Here is a 16861-nt window from a genome sequence, read left to right as displayed (position 1 = left end):
CTTTTCATCAGAAAGCTCATTAATAACGTCAACAGCATCATCGGTATCCATCTCATTAATGACATCTTCAGCAATTTCTTTTGCAGTAAGCGTTTTCAGGAATTTGCGTCGATCATCTTCTTCTAATTCAAGAAGGATATCAGCAGAAATTTCATTATCGAGTAAATCAATTACAAAAGATTGTTCTTTGGTCGAAAGCTCATCAAACAATTCAGCAATATCGGCGGGGTGCAAATCTTGCAACATCTCCTTAACTGCTTTTGCATTTTGCTGATTAATACTTTCGTTTAAATGTTCAATAAAATCTTTTGTAATTTTTACCTCCATAATCTATTTCATTCTTTTCGTTAACTCAATAAAATCTTCGACAGATAATTGTTCTGCGCGCATATTCAAAAACTCGTGATCGTTTAAATCTTCAGGAATTCCCAAAGCTTTCAACGAATTACGAAGCGTTTTTCTTCTTTGTCCAAAACCAGCTTTTACCACTTGAAAAAACCGTTTTTGTTCGACTCCTTCAATTTCTGTTCGGTAGCGTTTCATAATAATAACGCCCGATTTCACTTTTGGTGGCGGTGTAAAAACGTGTTCTGGAACGGTGAACAAATATTCACAATGATAATAAGCTTGAGCTAATACAGAAAGTATACCATAATCTTTTGTACCTTTTTTGGATGCAATACGTTCTGCAACTTCTTTCTGAAACATTCCACAAACTTCGGGAACAGTGTAACGCTCTTCTAAAGCTTTAAAAATAATTTGCGAAGATATATTATACGGAAAATTTCCTAAAATAGCAATTTGTTCATCAAACTTTGATGAAAAGTCCATTTTCAAGAAATCTTCAGAATGAATTTTAAATCCTGGATAAAATGGTTGATAATATTCTTTTAAATATTCGACTGATTCTGTATCAATCTCCACAACCTCTATATTTTTCTTTGCTTGTAAAATATATTTTGTCAACACGCCCATTCCTGGACCAATTTCTAAGACACGATCATAGCCTTCCCAAGTTAACCCTTCAGCGATGTCTCGTGCAATATTTTCGTCATTCAAAAAATGCTGACCTAAATGTTTTTTAGCTTTTACTTTCAAAAATTCTAAATTTTAAGTTTTCTTTAACCAACTTACCGTAGAATATATACGGAATATCTTTCTTGCGAAATAAGTTTTTTTTATCTTAGCCCCAAAATTAACCCAAATGTCAAAAACGAACGATAAATTTGAGAAAAAAAGACTGCGATCTTCAAACATCACTGTTGTGATTAGTATTTCGCTTGTTTTATTTCTATTAGGTATTTTCGGCTTAATTGTCATTAATGCACAAAGTTACGCAGAACATCTAAAAAGAGAGTTAAAAATCGAGGCATATTTTAAAGATGTCGAAGATCCAAAATTAAAAGATAAGGAGCTTGATTTACAGAAATCTTATATCGATTCGTTGAAGGTGAAGTATCCTTTTGTTGAAGCTACACAGTATATCAGCAAAGAGGATGCAGCTAAAATTGCGAAAAAAGATTTGGGTACGGATGGTAGTGATTTCTTCGAAGAAAGTATTTTCCCTGCATCAGTTCAAATTACATTGAACCCTGCATTAATACAATCTGTTGAACAAATTGATTCTATTAATAAGGTATTGGCAAAAAATCCGATTGTAGACGAAGTAAAAAGTGACAAAGAAGCGATGGTAACGATTTACCACAGCATCAACAAAATTACTTTTTGGATTATGATTTTTGCTGTTATTTTCTTGGTAATCGTTGTTGTATTAATCAACAACTCTATACGTCTGAAAATTTACGCAAAACGTTTCAGCATCAAAACGATGCAATTAGTTGGTGCGCGTAGACGTTTTATTGTAAAACCTTTCTTGATAGAAGCCGCAGTTTTAGGTTTCTTAGCAGCATTTATTGCAGCAGTAGGATTAGGTTTCTTATGGTACATTTTAGCAACAAAAGTTGGTTTAGTACTTTGGAATCCAAGCTTCACTCCACTTATTATTATCTTAATTGGAATTGGAGTTGTTATTGCCGTTTTCAGTACATTGTTTGCTGCATGGCGTTATTTAAGATTAAAAACTGATCAACTTTATTAATGAAATCAAATTCTATCAATACAACAAAAAAATCAGCATCTACAAACGATGCTGGTTTTACTTTTTTATTTGGAAAAAGAAATTACATTTTCATGGCAATTGGTGTTGCGCTAATTGGTCTTGGATTTTTATTGATGACAGGACACGATGCGAACACAAGACCCGATGGAACGTGGGATGCAAATTATTGGAACGACGAAATCTATTCTTTTCGTAGAATTAGATTAGCGCCTTTTTTAGTTGTTGTTGGTTTCATCGTCGAGATTTATGCCATTTTAATCAATCCGAATAAAGAAAAATAATGAATACTTTACAAGCAATTATTATTGCTATTATAGAAGGTCTTACCGAATATTTACCAATTTCTTCTACAGCACACATGGGATTCACAGCAGCTTTGATGGGGATGCCAGAAAGTGAATTCTTAAAAATGTTTCAAGTTTCGATACAATTTGGAGCAATTTTATCAATTGTCGTTTTATATTGGAAAAAATTCTTTGACTTCAAAAATTTCAATTTCAATTTTTACATCAAATTAGCTTGTGCGGTTATTCCTGCCCTTATATTAGGAAAATTATTTGATGATAAAATCGAAGCTGTTTTAGGAAATCAAGTTGCTATTTCTGGAATGTTAGTTTTCGGAGGAATCATTTTATTATTTGTAGACAAATGGTTCAAAAATCCTAAAATTAATGATGAAAAAGATATTACATTAAAACAAGCAATTATTATCGGTTTTTGGCAATGTTTGGCTATGATGCCTGGTACATCTCGTTCCGCCGCCTCGATCATTGGAGGTATGACACAAGGTTTATCTCGTAAAGCAGCTGCAGAATTTTCTTTCTTTTTAGCAGTTCCGACAATGTTAGCGGTTACAGTTTATTCTATTTTTGTTAAAACTTGGGGAGAAGATACTGCAACACCAATGAAAGGTTACGAAATGATTTTGCAAGATCAAAACCATATTATATTATTCTTAATTGGAAATGTTGTCGCATTTATTGTAGCATTAATCGCAGTGAAAACATTTATTGCAGTTTTAACAAAATACGGTTTCAAATTTTGGGGGTGGTACAGAATTATCATCGGAATTATTTTATTGATTTATTTCTCTTACAATTCTCCAACACAAGCAGAAAAAGACAATGCCGCTTCAGTAGAAACTACAATGATTCAGCACAAATAAGATGAACGTAGAAAAAATACAAGAAGGTCACGTTTTTTTGATTGATAAACCACTTGATTGGACATCTTTTGATGTCGTAAATAAGATACGTTGGAACATTAGAAAAGCATATAATTTAAAGAAAATAAAAGTTGGACATGCTGGGACTTTAGATCCAAAAGCTACTGGACTTTTATTGGTTTGTACAGGAAAATGGACAAAACGCATTGATGAATTTCAGGCGCAAGAAAAGTCCTATACAGGTACAATCAAATTAGGTGTAACGACGCCTACATATGATTTGGAATCGGAAGAAGATCAAACTTTTCCTACTGAACATATCACAGAAGAAATCATTCACGAAGCAACGAAGCAATTTATTGGAGAAATTGAACAATTTCCGCCAATGCATTCAGCGGTAAAAGTAGATGGAAAACGTTTGTATGAATTAGCTCGCGAAGGTCAAGAAATAGAACGTAAAGCACGTAAAATAACGATTCACGATTTTAAAATTACAAAAATAGATTTACCTTTTGTCGATTTTGAAGTGAATTGTAGCAAAGGAACCTATATTCGTTCTTTGGCTTTTGATTTTGGAAAAGCAATTAATTCGGGTGGATATTTAACAGCACTTCGTCGTACAAAAATTGGCGAATTTGATGTCATCAATGCTGAAAATTTCGCTTTAGAAAAAAGTTATTTCGAAGAAGAAAATACAACAGAAGAAGTATAAAATTAAAAAAGCTTGGACAAATGTTCAAGCTTTTTTTATCTATAAAGTGATTAATACTTTATTTATTTCATCGCTCACTAATTTTGGCTTTTGCATCACCATAATATGTGTTCCGCCTTCTATTTGTATTGCATCTTTGATATATTCAATCGGAAAAACAATATCTTTTGTACCATGAATATGTGTGATATTTTCTTCGTGATAAGCTGTAGAATGTTCCCAGTTTACAATCTTATGAATCGACCAACTTAAATATTCTTTGTTTCGAAACTCAAAAATATCGTCAATATTATCTTTATCACGATCCGTATAATACAATTTTCGCATCATCATGTACGAAAATGTTCGGTCTGAAGTTAAAAAACTCATCGGAATTATTTTATGCGCATTAATAGAAGCCGAAAATCGAAATAACTTCGGAAGCTCTGCCCTACTCTTCACTGTCGAAATCAGAAATGTATGTTTTGGATTGATAAAACGATTCATTTCCTGCACAATTATTCCACCAAAAGATAATCCCATCAAAAGAAAATCTTCTATGGGATTTATTTTATCTAACAATCTTTCAGTATAATGAGCCAAAGTTTCATCTTTCTCTGGATCTAACCAAGGAATATAAACTTGCTCAAAATCTTGTTCCAAGCGTAGATTTCGAAAAGCATTTGCGTTTGCGCCTAATCCACTTACTTGATAAATTTTCATACCTAAATTTATAATATATCTTTTTTCTTTGAATAATCTGTTGGACGAACTCCAATTACTTTTTGGAATGTATTACTAAACGTCGGCAAACTATTGTAACCAACCATTGTCGAAATTTCACTGATTGAATACGTATTATCAATTAACAATTGTAAAGCGCGTAACATTCTTAAAATAGTGAAATATTGAACAAATGTCATATTCAAATCTTTTTGGAATAATCGTGATAATGATCGTTCAGAGAATCCGAATTCGGCTGTAATTTTCTTCATTGTAATCGAAGAATCCATATTATCATCTAAGAATTGAACGATTTTTTTCAGACGTTCGTCGTGTGGTAATGGAAGAGCTAATCGTAAACTACTTTTGCTTACTTTAGGTAATATTTCTTTAAAAGCTTGTGCAATTACATATTCGCTTCTATTTTCTGGAAGAATATCTCCTTTCCATTGGTTAGAAAATAATAAAAGCTCTAACAACAATCCATCAGCAGGATAGATTCCTACTTTTTTATAAAACGAATTATCACTTTCATTAATAGGGAAATATAAATTTCTCATAATCACCTCTGGTGTATTTGGGTGTATACTATGTTCCACATGAGGCGGTATCCACATATAGTGTCTTGCAGGTAAATAAAAAGTATCTTTTCCTATTTTTACATAAACTATTCCTCCCTCACAATAAAGAAATTGCGCTTTGTTATGTTTATGTTCTACCACGTATGCTTCCGAAATTTCCTTATGGTAACAGAAAATTGAGGTTGGTAATTTGTCAATTTCGGTTAGGTAATATCGTGTTTCGAACTTATTATCCAAATGTATATTCATAGTTTCTTTAATCTGCGAACTAATATAATAATTTATTTGATATGATGTATAATGTACACAAATAAAAATGTCCGAAATAGATAATTATTTGACTATTTTTAATATTAACTTTTTATTAATTAATCCAATATTTGTAACTCCCTTCGTTCAGAAGGGAACAATTATTGAATAGTATTAGAAAGAAAAAGTTGCATTATGTTGGAAAGAATAAAATTAACTAACCTACAGTCAAAAGTAATGACAGCAGAGGAGTCTGCCAAATTTTTTGAAGATGGAATGACTGTTGGTTCTAGTGGTTTTACAAGAGGAGGCGATACTAAAGTTGTATTAAAAGCTGTTGCTGAGCGTGCCAAATCTGAAAATTTAAAAATCACTTTAGTAACAGGAGCTTCATTAGGACATGGTACAGACGCAGCTTTAGTAGAAAGTGGAGCATTAAAAAAACGTTTACCATTCCAAGTAGATACTGTAATGCGTAAAAATATAAATGCAGGTAATGTTTTATTTATCGATCAGCATTTAGGAGAAACTGCTGAGCATATTTTAGATGGACAATTTAAAATTAATTTAGGTGTTTTAGAAGTTGCTGAAATTTTAGATGATGGTTCTTTAGTACCTACTACTTCTATCGGTAATAATGCAGAAATTGCTGCAAATGCAGACAAATTAATCATTGAGATTAACACATCTATTCCTACAAATATCAAAGGTATTCACGATATTTATAGTGTAGAAGAATATGGAAAACGTACTCCAATTAACATCACTACTTGTGATACAAAAATTGGAACAGAAACAATAAAAGTAGATCCTTCTAAAATTGTTGGAATTGTTTTTCACGACATTCAAGATGCTCCAGGAGACATTCAACCAGCTGATGAAGCGACTGCTGCAATTGCTCAAAACATTGTGAAATTCTTCGAAAATGAAGTTGAAGAAGGTCGTCTTACAAAATCATTAATGCCATTACAATGTGGTATTGGTAAAGTTGCAAACGCCGTTTTAGGTGGTTTAGAACATTCTGATTTTGAAGATTTAGTCATGTATTCAGAAGTTTTACAAGATTCTACATTTGACTTAATTGATTCTGGAAAAATGAAGTTTGCTTCGGCATCTTCTATGACAGTTTCTCAAGAATGTTATGACCGTGTTATAGGAAACATCGACAATTATAAAGATAAAATTGTTTTACGTCCTCAATCTATTTCTAACTCTGCCGAAGTTATTCGTCGTTTAGGAATTATTGGAATCAATACATCTTTAGAGTGTGATATTTATGGTAACGTAAACTCAACTCATGTTTCTGGTACACACATGATGAATGGTATTGGAGGTTCTGGAGATTTTGCTCGTAATGCATTTATCTCAATCTTTGTTACTGCTTCTATCGCAAAAGGTGGAAATATTTCGTCTATCGTTCCGATGGTTTCTCATCACGATCACACAGAACATGATGTAGATATTATTGTTACAGAGCAAGGCTTAGCCGATTTAAGAGGTTTAGCACCACGCGAAAGAGCAATCGAAATTATCAACAACTGTGTTCATCCAGATTATAAAGGTGAATTATTATCTTATTTCGAAAGAGCTTGTGCAGAAAGAGGTGGTCAAACGCCACATATCTTAGAAGAAGCGTTCTCTTGGCACACAAGATTGAAACAAACAGGTTCTATGAAAAAAGAAGAATTATTAGTTTTAAATCATTAGAATAATAAATAATAAGACTATACTTTTTCAAAAAGCATAATTCAGAATTTCTGGATTGTGCTTTTTTTGTGAAATAATGTAACTTTGTTAGAAGTCTAAGAAAAATGAAAAAAATACTTTTAATAACACTACCATTGACAACTTTTTTTGCGTGTCAATCTAATAAAAACGAAAATCAGAATTTAGAACAAATTGATAAAAAATCAGCTCGTGAAGTTGTATTAACAACCGAAACGAAAGGCGATTCTGTTTTACATATTACCAAACAAAAAATTTGGTCAAACGATTTGATAATTGCAGAGAAAGTAGATACTTTGATTACGCACAAACAATATACACCTACCGATTCTACCAAAATTCCTATTTACGTAACTATTCAATAATCTATCATGAATAAAAGAGAAAAAAGAGCAAGTAAAGTCGTGACTTTAGTGTTAATTTCGTCGGTTCTTAGTTCGTGTATGAATCGTGAAGAAGCGCCTGTTACAAACAATGCACAAAAGGTATATATGCGTGCAGATTCTACTGCACCTTACACAGATGTCACGTCAAATTATTCGTCGCATTCTGGTGGTTCGCATCACGGCGGAATGGGAAGTTCGTTACTGTGGTTTATGGCTTTTCGTAGCTTAACTGGTGGCGGAATGGGCTATGCAAGTCAAGGTTTGCATCAACAATCTAATGTCGGAACAAACGCGGCAAAAGCGCAAGCGTATAAAAGTCAAACTGTTCGCGGTGGATTCGGAAAATCTGCTTCTTCTCGTTCAGTTTCATCTTAAACTAATTTTATGCAATTAAAAAGAATAAAAGCGGACGAAAACTGGCAAAAAAGGTTAGAAAATATCGGCTTTGGTTATCATACAGACGAAAATAAACAAACCTATTGGGTAGAAGATTATTACTATTCTATTTCGGAAAAAGAAGCGGATAAAATCTTTGAAGCGACAAACGAATTGTGGGGAATGTGCTTGAATGCTGTCGTACATGTGATTCTAAATAATCGTTTGGACGAATTTAAAATTCCAAAATTTATTCAACCTTATTTGAATGATACATGGGAAAATGATGCGCCAAGTATTTATGGACGTTTTGATTTTGCATATGATAATGATCAATTGAAAATGTTAGAATTCAATGCTGATACGCCAACTTCGTTGTTCGAATGTGGTGTTGTACAATGGCTTTGGATGGAAAATTATTTTGGAGAAACGAAAGATCAATTCAATTCTGTTCATGATAAATTAATTGAAACATGGAAAATGTTAAAAACTTATTTGAAAGGTGAAACCTTACATTTTTCTTGTGTAAGAGAATCGTTAGAAGATTTGACGAATATCGAATATATCAGAGATTGCGCGATACAGGCCGGAATTAATACCAAATTAATTTATGTAGACGAAATCGGTTGGAATAATGTCAATTTTGTTGATTTAGAAGAAGAACCTATTACAGATATTTTCAAACTTTATCCGTGGGAATGGATGATGGACGAGTTGTTTGCATACAACATCAAAAATGATGAAATCAACGCAAATTGGATAGAACCTGTTTGGAAAATGATTCTTTCAAACAAAGCTATTTTACCAATTTTATGGGAATTGTATCCAGATCATCCATTATTATTAGAAGCTTATACAGATTCACCAAAAGAGATGAAGAATTATGTCAAAAAACCATTGTTATCTCGTGAAGGTGCAAATGTAGAAATTGTAAAAAACGGAACTATTTCGGAGCAAACTTCAGGAGAATATGGCGAAGAAGGTTTTATTTATCAAGCTTTGGCTAATTTACATCATGAAGAAACAGGTTATACCATTATCGGAAGTTGGATTATTGGACAAGAATCGTGTGGAATTACGTTCCGCGAAAGTGACCAATTTATTACAACCGATAAAAGTCGTTTTGTTCCGCATATTATTGAGTAAAATATTTAAAACCAAAAAGTCTAATTCCACTTCGAATTAGACTTTTTTTTAGTTTAAACAAAATCAAACAATTACCTTAAAAATTGTAAATAGTTTAAAAATTAATAGGTTTCATCATATTTTATTTATAAATTAAAAAAAGATTTTATTAAAATGTTTTATCAATTAAAGGTTTAAGAAATAAAACATTAGATAATTTTTTACGAATCAAAACCAACTTAATACAAACTAAAAAGTAGAAATATGGATTTTTTAGATGATTTGTTTAACTCTTCAACCCTTCCCACAGAGCGCATTTCGCGTATGCTCGAAGAAGATTTGTTTTGGCAAATTATAGAAAATTCTTTGCTCAATGCCATTAATTTGCAAGATCAAGAAAAGGCTTTGGCACAAGAATTAGAAGATCTAACTGCCGAGGATATTATTGGTTTTCAACTTCGATTAGAGTTCTATTCGTATTCATTACATTCGCCTGAAATATGGTGTGCGGCTTGTATTATGAATGACGATACAGATCCTACGCATTTCTATTATTTCAAAAATTGGATTATTTCACAAGGACAAGAATTGTTTGAAAAGGCAATTTTGAATCCTGATAATTTAGCCGATTATTTTAACGAAGGCTTTAACGAAGATGATTTATATGAATTTGAAGATTTTCATTTAATCGCTGATGATGTTTTCTACGAAAAATTTGAACACAAGATTATTGACTTTGTAGATAAAGAATGTTTTAAATTTTATACCGAAAAATCTCCAAAACCTGATTTTGATTGGGATGACGAAAATTTAACCAATTTGCAAATCATTTGTCCAAGATTATTCAAAGTTTTTATCGAAGATTATTCTCCAGACGACGACGAAATGGAAGATGATTTTGATGATGAAGACGAGTTTTTATAATGATAAAATTTAATACCCATTTTATTCCTTTAAGGGAAGATAGTGCTCTAAGGAAAATTGTCACATTAATTTCAGTAGTTGCCTATTTCTTTTTTATATTAATAGGATATAGCGCTTTCAATTATTTTTTAATTTCTGGACTTATTATAGTTCAACTTTATTTTATAATTAGTGATAGTAAAGAGTCTTATGAATTTAATAACAACAGACTTATTTATACTAATTTAGTATATAAGAAAGCGATAGATTTCACAAGCTTTAGTATTACAAATGGTGAATATAAAGATTCTTATAAAAGGAAATCTAATGGACAATTAATCCAATTGTATACTGATAATAAAATAGTTTGTCGTATTAAAGAAGTTCATAATAAATATGTGTTTGATGAGATTCTATCTTATTTAAAAACTAATTATCCTGAAATAAAAAAGAATGAAGATTTTGAAATAAGTTTTGTAGAAAAAGAATATATTATAATTACATCATTGATTTTCTCCTCTTTAATAATATTTATTTTATCTTTTAGCATAGAAAATTATCAGCCTGATAAAATACAAGAATACAAAACCATTAAAGGTCATATGGCTTATCAGCCAGAAATAGATTTTAGTGGAAAAAGGAAAAATCGAAAAGAATATTTAATCTTTAAATTAAAAGAATATCCTCAAATAAATTTCAATTTACAATATGAAAATTTCAATAAAATTAATGGATATGAATTTGTTAAAACAAATCATCAAAATAATTTGATTGAATTCGAAATTTTTAAAGAGGATAATGATTACAAAATCAAAAAACTGGCACAACCTTATTTTTATTCTCATTTAAATAATAAGAAAATAATATCAATACAAGCTTTAAAATATCAAAATAAAGAGTTAATACAAATCGATTTTTCAAATAAATTTCAAGGGCGATTTGATTTATTACTAATGTGTTTAGGAGTATTATTGATTGTATTGATTACATATAATATTTATTGCATAACAAGAATTTTAAAATAAAAAAAGGAACTCAAATTTGAGTTCCTTACTATTTTGATTAAGAATATTCTTATCCTAAAACTTTTGCAACTGTAGCTCCGATATCAGCAGGAGATGCAACAACATGGATTCCACATTCTTCCATAATTGCCATTTTAGCTTGTGCTGTATCATCAGCTCCACCAACGATAGCTCCAGCGTGTCCCATTGTACGACCTTTTGGTGCAGTTTGTCCTGCGATAAATCCTACAACTGGTTTAGTTCCATTTGCTTTAATCCAACGAGCAGCCTCAGCTTCTAATTGTCCACCAATTTCACCAATCATTACGATACACTCAGTTTCAGGGTCATTCATAAATAATTCAACAGCTTCTTTCGTTGTAGTTCCAATAATTGGGTCTCCACCAATTCCGATTGCTGTAGAAATTCCGTAACCAGCTTTTACAACTTGGTCTGCAGCTTCGTAAGTTAAAGTTCCTGATTTAGAAACGATACCAACTTTACCTTTTTTGAAAATGAAACCTGGCATAATACCAACTTTAGCTTCCTCAGAAGTAATAACACCAGGACAGTTAGGTCCGATTAATGTTACATCTCTTTGGTCAACATAAGCTTGTACTTTTACCATATCTTCTACTGGAATACCTTCTGTAATACAAATAATTACTTTGATACCTGCTTCTGCAGCTTCCATTACAGCGTCAGCAGCGAATGCTGGTGGAACGAAAATAATAGAAACGTCTGCTCCTGCTTGATCAACAGCATCTTTTACTGTGTTAAAAATTGGTAATCCTAGGTGAGTTTGTCCTCCTTTTCCTGGAGTTACACCACCTACTACTTGTGTTCCATATTCAATCATTTGCTCAGCATGAAAAGTTCCTTCTTTCCCTGTGAAACCTTGAACGATTATTTTTGAATCTTTGTTTACTAATACAGACATTGTGATTTTTAATTTACACAAATATAAAAGGAGTTTTGCATTTTAAAAAATATTCAATGTAAAAAATACACTAAGTCTTTATTAGAACAGGACAAAAAAGTATAAGATATTTATCATAAAAAAAAGCCGACCAAATGGTCGGCTGCAAATATATTCTATAAAGAATTTTATTTTCTCTTGTAATCGCGAACCATTATCTCTGTGACAGCCATTTTTTTATACAAGCCACGAGCCTCTTCTGCTGGATAACCAAAATATGTTTTTCCACCTTCCAAAGATTTACTAACTCCTGCTTGTGCTAATAACACCGCTTTTGTACCGATTGTTATACCACTTGTAATCCCAACTTGTCCCCAAATAGAAACTTCGTCTTCTACATTTACACAACCAGCAATTCCAACTTGCGAAGCAATCAAACATTTTTTACCTATAATTGTATCATGACCAATCTGAATTAAGTTATCCATAATTGTTCCTTCTCCAATAATTGTAGACGCAGAAACTCCTCTATCTATCGTACAATTCGCACCAATTTCTACATTATTTTCGATGATAACATTTCCGACAGATTTTAAACGATCAAAACCTGTTTCGCGGTTTTTGTAATAAAATGCATCAGCTCCTAAAACTGTTCCCGAACGAATAATTACATTATCTCCGATAATTGCATAATCATTGATTGAAACATTAGAATGAATCACACAATTTTTTCCAATTTTAACATGATTTCCAATAAATGCCCCTGGCTGAATAACTGTTCCTTCACCTATTTCTGCTGAATCAGAAATTTGTTTTGTAGAAGTTTCAAACGCCATAAAATGTTGTCCAATTTTGACAAAATCACGGAAAGGATCATCAGAAATCAACAAAGCTTTTCCTTCTGGACAATCAACTTCTTTGTTAATCAAAACGATTGTAGCATTCGATTGTAACGCTTTATCATAATATTTTGGATGATCAACAAAAACTATATCTCCCGCTTCTACACGGTGAATTTCATTGATTCCTTCTACTGGAAAATTTTCGTCTCCAATAAATTTCGCATCGATAATTGATGCTATATCTTTTAATTGATGTGTTTGTGGAAATTTCATCTTTCTCTCCTTTTAAAAAGTCTACAAATATAAAAATAAAAAAGCTGTCAAAAAATGACAGCTTTAATGATTTATAAATTGAATTTCATTATTTTTTCTTGAAAACCATTGTTTTAACATCATTTGCAAACAAAACTAATTTTCCGTCTATAATTTCGTATTTGTTTACATTGTTAAAACGCTCTCCAAAAGCATCAGAATCTACTCCTTGACAAGCCATACGCGTAGTTGCGATGTTTTTTACAGTCAATGAATTACCAACCGCTACATAAGCTCCTGTCAAATTATTACATCCATCATTACCAGAAACTTTGTTATTTTGGAATGTTAATGTAGGTTTTTGATTTGGGAAACGATCATCTAATGATTTTGCACTTCTATCTTTACCAATAAATTCTTCTAATTCCCAAGAGCCTGCTAAAGTACCAGGACGAACAAAAGTCATGATGACAATATCACCTTGGATTAATAATAATTTATTATCTGAAATAGAATATTTTAATTTTCCATTTAATTTTGAACTGAAATTAGAATCTTCTACATTTTGACAAGCTTTCATCGTAGACATCATATTACCAAAAGTTATTTCATTTCCAGAAATTGTAACTCCTCCATTCATAGTGTTACAACCATCCGAAGCATTTAACATACTATTTGAAACAAAATTAAGATAAGGTGTTCCTATTGGATAAGCTTCTGCAATAGTACCTGCCTTCATAAAATTAATTTGGCTCAACTCCCATTTCCCTAAAATAGAGTTATCATTTGTGTTTTCAGTATTACCAATCACGTTATTAACAGTAGAACAAGATGTTAAAAATCCTGTTGCTAAAATTGCTGAAAAAGATATTTTTAAAATTGTTGATTTCATAAAATTTAATTTCAAGTTTCAGTCTAATAAACGAATATCATACCAAATCTCAAAAATGTTAAAATACATTTCTACAAAGGTTTTGAAAAGATGAAGCCAAGTAAAGAATTTGTTTTAATTTTGAGAATTAATTTGTTTACATAATTCTAAAAAATAATTCAATTTGATTTCTCAAAGAACGATAGATATAATTTTCGAAACAGCTCGTGTAGAAGAAGTTGTTGGTGATTTTGTAAACTTAAAACGTGCAGGTTCTAGCTTAAAAGGACTCTCGCCTTTTGGGAACGAAAAAACACCTTCTTTTGTTGTTTCACCTGCCAAACAAATCTGGAAAGATTTTTCTTCTGGAAGAGGTGGAAATGTTGTGACTTTTTTGATGGAAGTTGAACAATTTACTTATCCAGAAGCGTTGCGATGGTTGGCAAAACGTTATAACATCGAGATTGAAGAAGATGCTGAATATACTTTTGAGCAACAACAAGAGGAAAAAGACCGCGAAAGTTTATATATCTTGACTGATTTTGCGAAGAAATTCTTCACTAATCAATTGCATAATTCGGAAGAAGGAAATTTGATTGGATTAAGTTATTTCCGCGAACGTGGCTTTACCAAAGAAACCATCGACAAATTTGAGCTTGGTTATTCACCAAAACAATGGGATGCCTTTGCTGAATATGCCTTAAAAAATGGTTATTCGAAAGAATTAATTGAAGAAGCTGGTTTAGCAACTTTCAAAGAAGATAATAAGAAATATGACAAGTTTCGCGAACGTGTTATGTTTCCTATTTATAGTTTTTCGGGACGTACATTAGGTTTTGGTGGAAGAATTTTGCGAAATGATGCCAAAGCTGCTAAATATTTAAACTCTCCCGAAAATAAAATTTACCATAAAAGTAAAACGCTTTACGGATTATTTCAGGCAAAACAACACATTACAAAAGCCGATCAATGTTTTTTGGTCGAAGGTTATACAGATGTTTTGTCGTTGCATCAAGCAGGAATTCAAAATGTAGTAGCGAGTTCTGGAACAGCGCTTACAAACGAACAAATTCGTTTGATAAAACGTTTGACAGAGAACATCATTGTGATGTACGATGGTGATAATGCTGGGATCAAAGCATCTTTCCGTGGAATTGATATGATTTTGGAACAAGAAATGAATGTCAAAATTCTTTTGTTACCAGAAGGCGAAGATCCAGATTCGTTTTCCAAAAAACATTCGACAACAGAAATCGAAGCGTATATAAAAGAAAATGCCTCCGATTTTATTCGTTTCAAGGCAAATGTTTTGTTGGAAGATGCGAAGAATGATCCTATCAAAAAAGCTGAATTAATTAGAGAAATTGTCAAATCGATTTCACTTATTCCAAATATTATCAAGCAAGAAGTTTACATTGCAGAAACTTCTAAAATTATGGAAATTCGAGAAGAAGTTTTGTTCAAAGAATTGGCTCAATTGCAAAATTCTGGCGATAAATCAACTTCTTCGTCTTCTCATATTATCGATAATGCGCGAACAAAAAAAACTGCTATTTCGGTTGTTCCGTCTACAAAGGAAGTCATCAATGTTCAACAAACTGTAGAAAATGAAATTATTAAGTTGATTATGCAATTTGGTGATTTGGAAGTTGATTTGAAGAACGAGAACAACGAGCTATATAAAACAACAGTTAACCAAGAAATCATTTCTCAATTTGATGAAAACGAACTGAGTTTGAGTAATCCGCTTTATCAATCTATTTTAGAAGAAGTGAAAGTTGGTTTAGAAAATGATGAATTGCGAACAGGAACCTATTTTTCTCGATTAACCAATCCAGAAATTGTACAGCTTGCTTCGGAAATGATGTTAGAAAAGCATAGTTTAAGCGAAAACTGGACAGTAAAACAAGGCATCAATATTAAGAAAAAAGAAGAATTTGTGCACAAAGATTTATTTGATGTTTTACTTCGCTTCAAAATTATTTACATAGATAATATGATTAAAGAATTGATGCATCAAACAAAAAATCCTGAATTATCAATTGAAGAAACGAGTCAAATTCTTCAACAAATTATGCGTTTTACTGGATTAAAAAATATCTTAAATCAACATCTTAATCGCGTCATTTAATTTAACATTTACTTGTTAAAAAGTTAATAAATTGATTAATAATTATTTAGACAATAATTGTAAATAATTCTTAAAAATTTTAATAAGTAACTATATTTTTAACTTATAGTTAACATTTCTTTCTAAAGCTACTAAACATATACATTTAAGTCTCTTTTCATTTCTAAAAAACATTAGAAAAAACTATGCATGTACAAACAAAATCAATTATGCTTATTTTAGATAAAGATTCAGAAAGAACTAAAGAATGACAAAGAATATTTTAACATTATTAGTAATGCTGATGATTATCCCAATGGCTCAAGCTAAAGGAAAATCAAACTTTTCAATAGAAAATCCGTTACCAGTTACTATAACTAAAAATTTGAAACTTAATTTAATCAATAAATTTTCAGATTTTAATAAAACAGATAACACTGCGATTTCGGAAATTGTTGAAAAAGCTGGAAAAAAAGTAAGTGGAATTGTATCATGGTATGCTGATAAATTTCACGGTAAAAAAACTTCTAGTGGCGAGTTATATAACAAAAATAACTTAACTGCAGCCCACAAAACTTTACCATTCGGTACAAAAGTCAAAGTAACCAATACAAATAACGGAAAATCTGTTGTTGTAAAAATAAACGATAGAGGACCTCATACAAAATCTCGTTTATTGGATTTGAGTAAAGCAGCGTTTACTTCTATAGGTTCTATTAATGCGGGAACATTAAACGTAGAAATGGAAGTTGTAGAATAAAACAATTTTTAGATATTAAAAAAGAAAAGGATTGAACAATGTTCAATCCTTTTCTTTTTTA

At 31.4% G+C, this 16861-nt stretch carries 19 protein-coding genes; 12 read left to right on the top strand and 7 right to left on the bottom strand.

The window, feature by feature from the left end; translation table 11 throughout:
- Together B4L98_RS13165 and rsmA are read right to left on the bottom strand one after the other, a co-directional pair.
- Positions 1-327 (bottom strand): magnesium transporter MgtE N-terminal domain-containing protein (locus B4L98_RS13165; RefSeq protein ID WP_414646671.1); only part of this gene is annotated, 327 nt, incomplete at its 3' end.
- A 3-nt stretch (positions 328-330) separates the two neighbouring features.
- Complete coding sequence (gene rsmA / locus B4L98_RS13160; protein WP_038332430.1) at positions 331-1098, bottom strand: 16S rRNA (adenine(1518)-N(6)/adenine(1519)-N(6))-dimethyltransferase RsmA; 768 nt, start codon at positions 1096-1098, stop codon at positions 331-333.
- Positions 1099-1204: 106 nt separating this feature from the next.
- Here rsmA and B4L98_RS13155 point away from each other — a divergent pair, with 106 nt between their 5' ends.
- The 4 genes from B4L98_RS13155 to truB are packed head-to-tail and all read left to right on the top strand — an operon-like array spanning position 1205 to position 3996.
- Entirely contained in the window at positions 1205-2098 is an 894-nt protein-coding gene (locus tag B4L98_RS13155; protein WP_221855311.1) for a cell division protein FtsX, read from the top strand.
- Positions 2098-2400 carry a DUF3098 domain-containing protein gene (locus B4L98_RS13150; protein ID WP_286496112.1) on the top strand — a complete coding sequence of 101 codons (303 nt, stop codon included), beginning with the start codon at positions 2098-2100 and terminating at the stop codon, positions 2398-2400. The genes B4L98_RS13155 and B4L98_RS13150 overlap by 1 nt, the downstream gene beginning before the upstream one ends.
- A complete protein-coding gene (locus B4L98_RS13145; protein WP_291072023.1) occupies positions 2400-3284 on the top strand; it encodes an undecaprenyl-diphosphate phosphatase in 885 nt (294 codons plus the stop codon). The genes B4L98_RS13150 and B4L98_RS13145 overlap by 1 nt, the downstream gene beginning before the upstream one ends.
- 1 nt (position 3285) lies before the next feature.
- Positions 3286-3996: a tRNA pseudouridine(55) synthase TruB gene (truB, locus tag B4L98_RS13140; RefSeq protein WP_291059113.1), complete on the top strand. Its 711-nt coding sequence runs from the start codon at positions 3286-3288 to the stop codon at positions 3994-3996.
- 39 nt (positions 3997-4035) lie between these two features.
- On the opposite strand, the gene B4L98_RS13135 is transcribed toward truB, so the two are convergent.
- Positions 4036-4698 (bottom strand): alpha/beta fold hydrolase, encoded by a 663-nt coding sequence (locus tag B4L98_RS13135; RefSeq protein ID WP_291059115.1) that lies wholly within the window; start codon positions 4696-4698, stop codon positions 4036-4038.
- Positions 4699-4706: 8 nt separating this feature from the next.
- Entirely contained in the window at positions 4707-5528 is an 822-nt protein-coding gene (locus B4L98_RS13130; RefSeq protein WP_291059117.1) for an AraC family transcriptional regulator, read from the bottom strand.
- A 195-nt stretch (positions 5529-5723) separates the two neighbouring features.
- Between B4L98_RS13130 and B4L98_RS13125 the strand changes: the two genes are divergently transcribed.
- The 6 genes from B4L98_RS13125 to B4L98_RS13100 all read left to right on the top strand — a co-directional run bounded on the left by B4L98_RS13125 (position 5724) and on the right by B4L98_RS13100 (position 11067).
- On the top strand, positions 5724-7235 hold the full coding sequence (locus B4L98_RS13125; RefSeq protein WP_291062775.1) for a succinate CoA transferase: 1512 nt from the start codon (positions 5724-5726) through the stop codon (positions 7233-7235).
- A 104-nt stretch (positions 7236-7339) separates the two neighbouring features.
- Complete coding sequence (locus B4L98_RS13120) at positions 7340-7618, top strand: hypothetical protein (protein WP_291078444.1); 279 nt, start codon at positions 7340-7342, stop codon at positions 7616-7618.
- A gap of 6 nt (positions 7619-7624) precedes the next feature.
- The gene (locus B4L98_RS13115; protein WP_125349731.1) at positions 7625-8014 is read left to right on the top strand and encodes a hypothetical protein; all 390 of its coding nucleotides are present in this window, start codon (positions 7625-7627) and stop codon (positions 8012-8014) included.
- 9 nt (positions 8015-8023) lie between these two features.
- Positions 8024-9160, top strand: a complete 1137-nt coding sequence (locus B4L98_RS13110) for a glutathionylspermidine synthase family protein (protein WP_291059119.1) — start codon at positions 8024-8026, stop codon at positions 9158-9160.
- Positions 9161-9403: 243 nt separating this feature from the next.
- Entirely contained in the window at positions 9404-10063 is a 660-nt protein-coding gene (locus B4L98_RS13105; RefSeq protein WP_291059121.1) for a DUF4240 domain-containing protein, read from the top strand.
- Entirely contained in the window at positions 10063-11067 is a 1005-nt protein-coding gene (locus B4L98_RS13100) for a hypothetical protein (protein ID WP_291078442.1), read from the top strand. Before B4L98_RS13105 ends, B4L98_RS13100 begins: the two co-directional genes overlap by 1 nt.
- 49 nt (positions 11068-11116) lie before the next feature.
- Here the strand turns inward: B4L98_RS13100 and sucD are convergent, their stop codons facing one another.
- The 3 genes from sucD to B4L98_RS13085 all read right to left on the bottom strand — a co-directional run bounded on the left by sucD (position 11117) and on the right by B4L98_RS13085 (position 13951).
- The gene (gene sucD, locus B4L98_RS13095; RefSeq protein ID WP_038337297.1) at positions 11117-11986 is read right to left on the bottom strand and encodes a succinate--CoA ligase subunit alpha; all 870 of its coding nucleotides are present in this window, start codon (positions 11984-11986) and stop codon (positions 11117-11119) included.
- A 167-nt stretch (positions 11987-12153) separates the two neighbouring features.
- Positions 12154-13080 carry a UDP-3-O-(3-hydroxymyristoyl)glucosamine N-acyltransferase gene (locus B4L98_RS13090; RefSeq protein ID WP_286496012.1) on the bottom strand — a complete coding sequence of 309 codons (927 nt, stop codon included), beginning with the start codon at positions 13078-13080 and terminating at the stop codon, positions 12154-12156.
- 88 nt (positions 13081-13168) lie between these two features.
- On the bottom strand, positions 13169-13951 hold the full coding sequence (locus B4L98_RS13085) for an META domain-containing protein (protein ID WP_291078440.1): 783 nt from the start codon (positions 13949-13951) through the stop codon (positions 13169-13171).
- A gap of 163 nt (positions 13952-14114) precedes the next feature.
- On the opposite strand from B4L98_RS13085, the gene dnaG reads away from it, so the two are divergent.
- Complete coding sequence (gene dnaG, locus B4L98_RS13080) at positions 14115-16061, top strand: DNA primase (protein ID WP_286496023.1); 1947 nt, start codon at positions 14115-14117, stop codon at positions 16059-16061.
- A gap of 247 nt (positions 16062-16308) precedes the next feature.
- Positions 16309-16800, top strand: coding sequence for a septal ring lytic transglycosylase RlpA family protein (locus B4L98_RS13075; RefSeq protein WP_219035263.1), 492 nt, complete (start codon positions 16309-16311; stop codon positions 16798-16800).
- Positions 16801-16861: the final 61 nt, after the last annotated feature.

This window comes from Empedobacter sp. UBA5528 (assembly GCF_002426075.1).
Lineage (GTDB): Bacteria > Bacteroidota > Bacteroidia > Flavobacteriales > Weeksellaceae > Empedobacter > Empedobacter falsenii_B.
Note: the sequence above shows the minus strand (reverse complement) of the source record. Positions and strands in the feature narration are given on the sequence as shown.

Bases quoted from the DNA above. Each gene is read 5' to 3' on its own strand.
- B4L98_RS13155 (WP_221855311.1), top strand. From the start codon at position 1,205: ATGTCAAAAACGAACGATAAATTTGAGAAAAAAAGACTGCGATCTTCA.
- B4L98_RS13150 (WP_286496112.1), top strand. From the start codon at position 2,098: ATGAAATCAAATTCTATCAATACAACAAAAAAATCAGCATCTACAAAC.
- B4L98_RS13145 (WP_291072023.1), top strand. From the start codon at position 2,400: ATGAATACTTTACAAGCAATTATTATTGCTATTATAGAAGGTCTTACC.
- truB (WP_291059113.1), top strand. From the start codon at position 3,286: ATGAACGTAGAAAAAATACAAGAAGGTCACGTTTTTTTGATTGATAAA.
- B4L98_RS13135 (WP_291059115.1), bottom strand. From the start codon at position 4,698: ATGAAAATTTATCAAGTAAGTGGATTAGGCGCAAACGCAAATGCTTTT.
- B4L98_RS13130 (WP_291059117.1), bottom strand. From the start codon at position 5,528: ATGAATATACATTTGGATAATAAGTTCGAAACACGATATTACCTAACC.
- B4L98_RS13125 (WP_291062775.1), top strand. From the start codon at position 5,724: ATGTTGGAAAGAATAAAATTAACTAACCTACAGTCAAAAGTAATGACA.
- B4L98_RS13120 (WP_291078444.1), top strand. From the start codon at position 7,340: ATGAAAAAAATACTTTTAATAACACTACCATTGACAACTTTTTTTGCG.
- B4L98_RS13115 (WP_125349731.1), top strand. From the start codon at position 7,625: ATGAATAAAAGAGAAAAAAGAGCAAGTAAAGTCGTGACTTTAGTGTTA.
- B4L98_RS13110 (WP_291059119.1), top strand. From the start codon at position 8,024: ATGCAATTAAAAAGAATAAAAGCGGACGAAAACTGGCAAAAAAGGTTA.
- B4L98_RS13105 (WP_291059121.1), top strand. From the start codon at position 9,404: ATGGATTTTTTAGATGATTTGTTTAACTCTTCAACCCTTCCCACAGAG.
- B4L98_RS13100 (WP_291078442.1), top strand. From the start codon at position 10,063: ATGATAAAATTTAATACCCATTTTATTCCTTTAAGGGAAGATAGTGCT.
- sucD (WP_038337297.1), bottom strand. From the start codon at position 11,986: ATGTCTGTATTAGTAAACAAAGATTCAAAAATAATCGTTCAAGGTTTC.
- B4L98_RS13090 (WP_286496012.1), bottom strand. From the start codon at position 13,080: ATGAAATTTCCACAAACACATCAATTAAAAGATATAGCATCAATTATC.
- B4L98_RS13085 (WP_291078440.1), bottom strand. From the start codon at position 13,951: ATGAAATCAACAATTTTAAAAATATCTTTTTCAGCAATTTTAGCAACA.
- B4L98_RS13075 (WP_219035263.1), top strand. From the start codon at position 16,309: ATGACAAAGAATATTTTAACATTATTAGTAATGCTGATGATTATCCCA.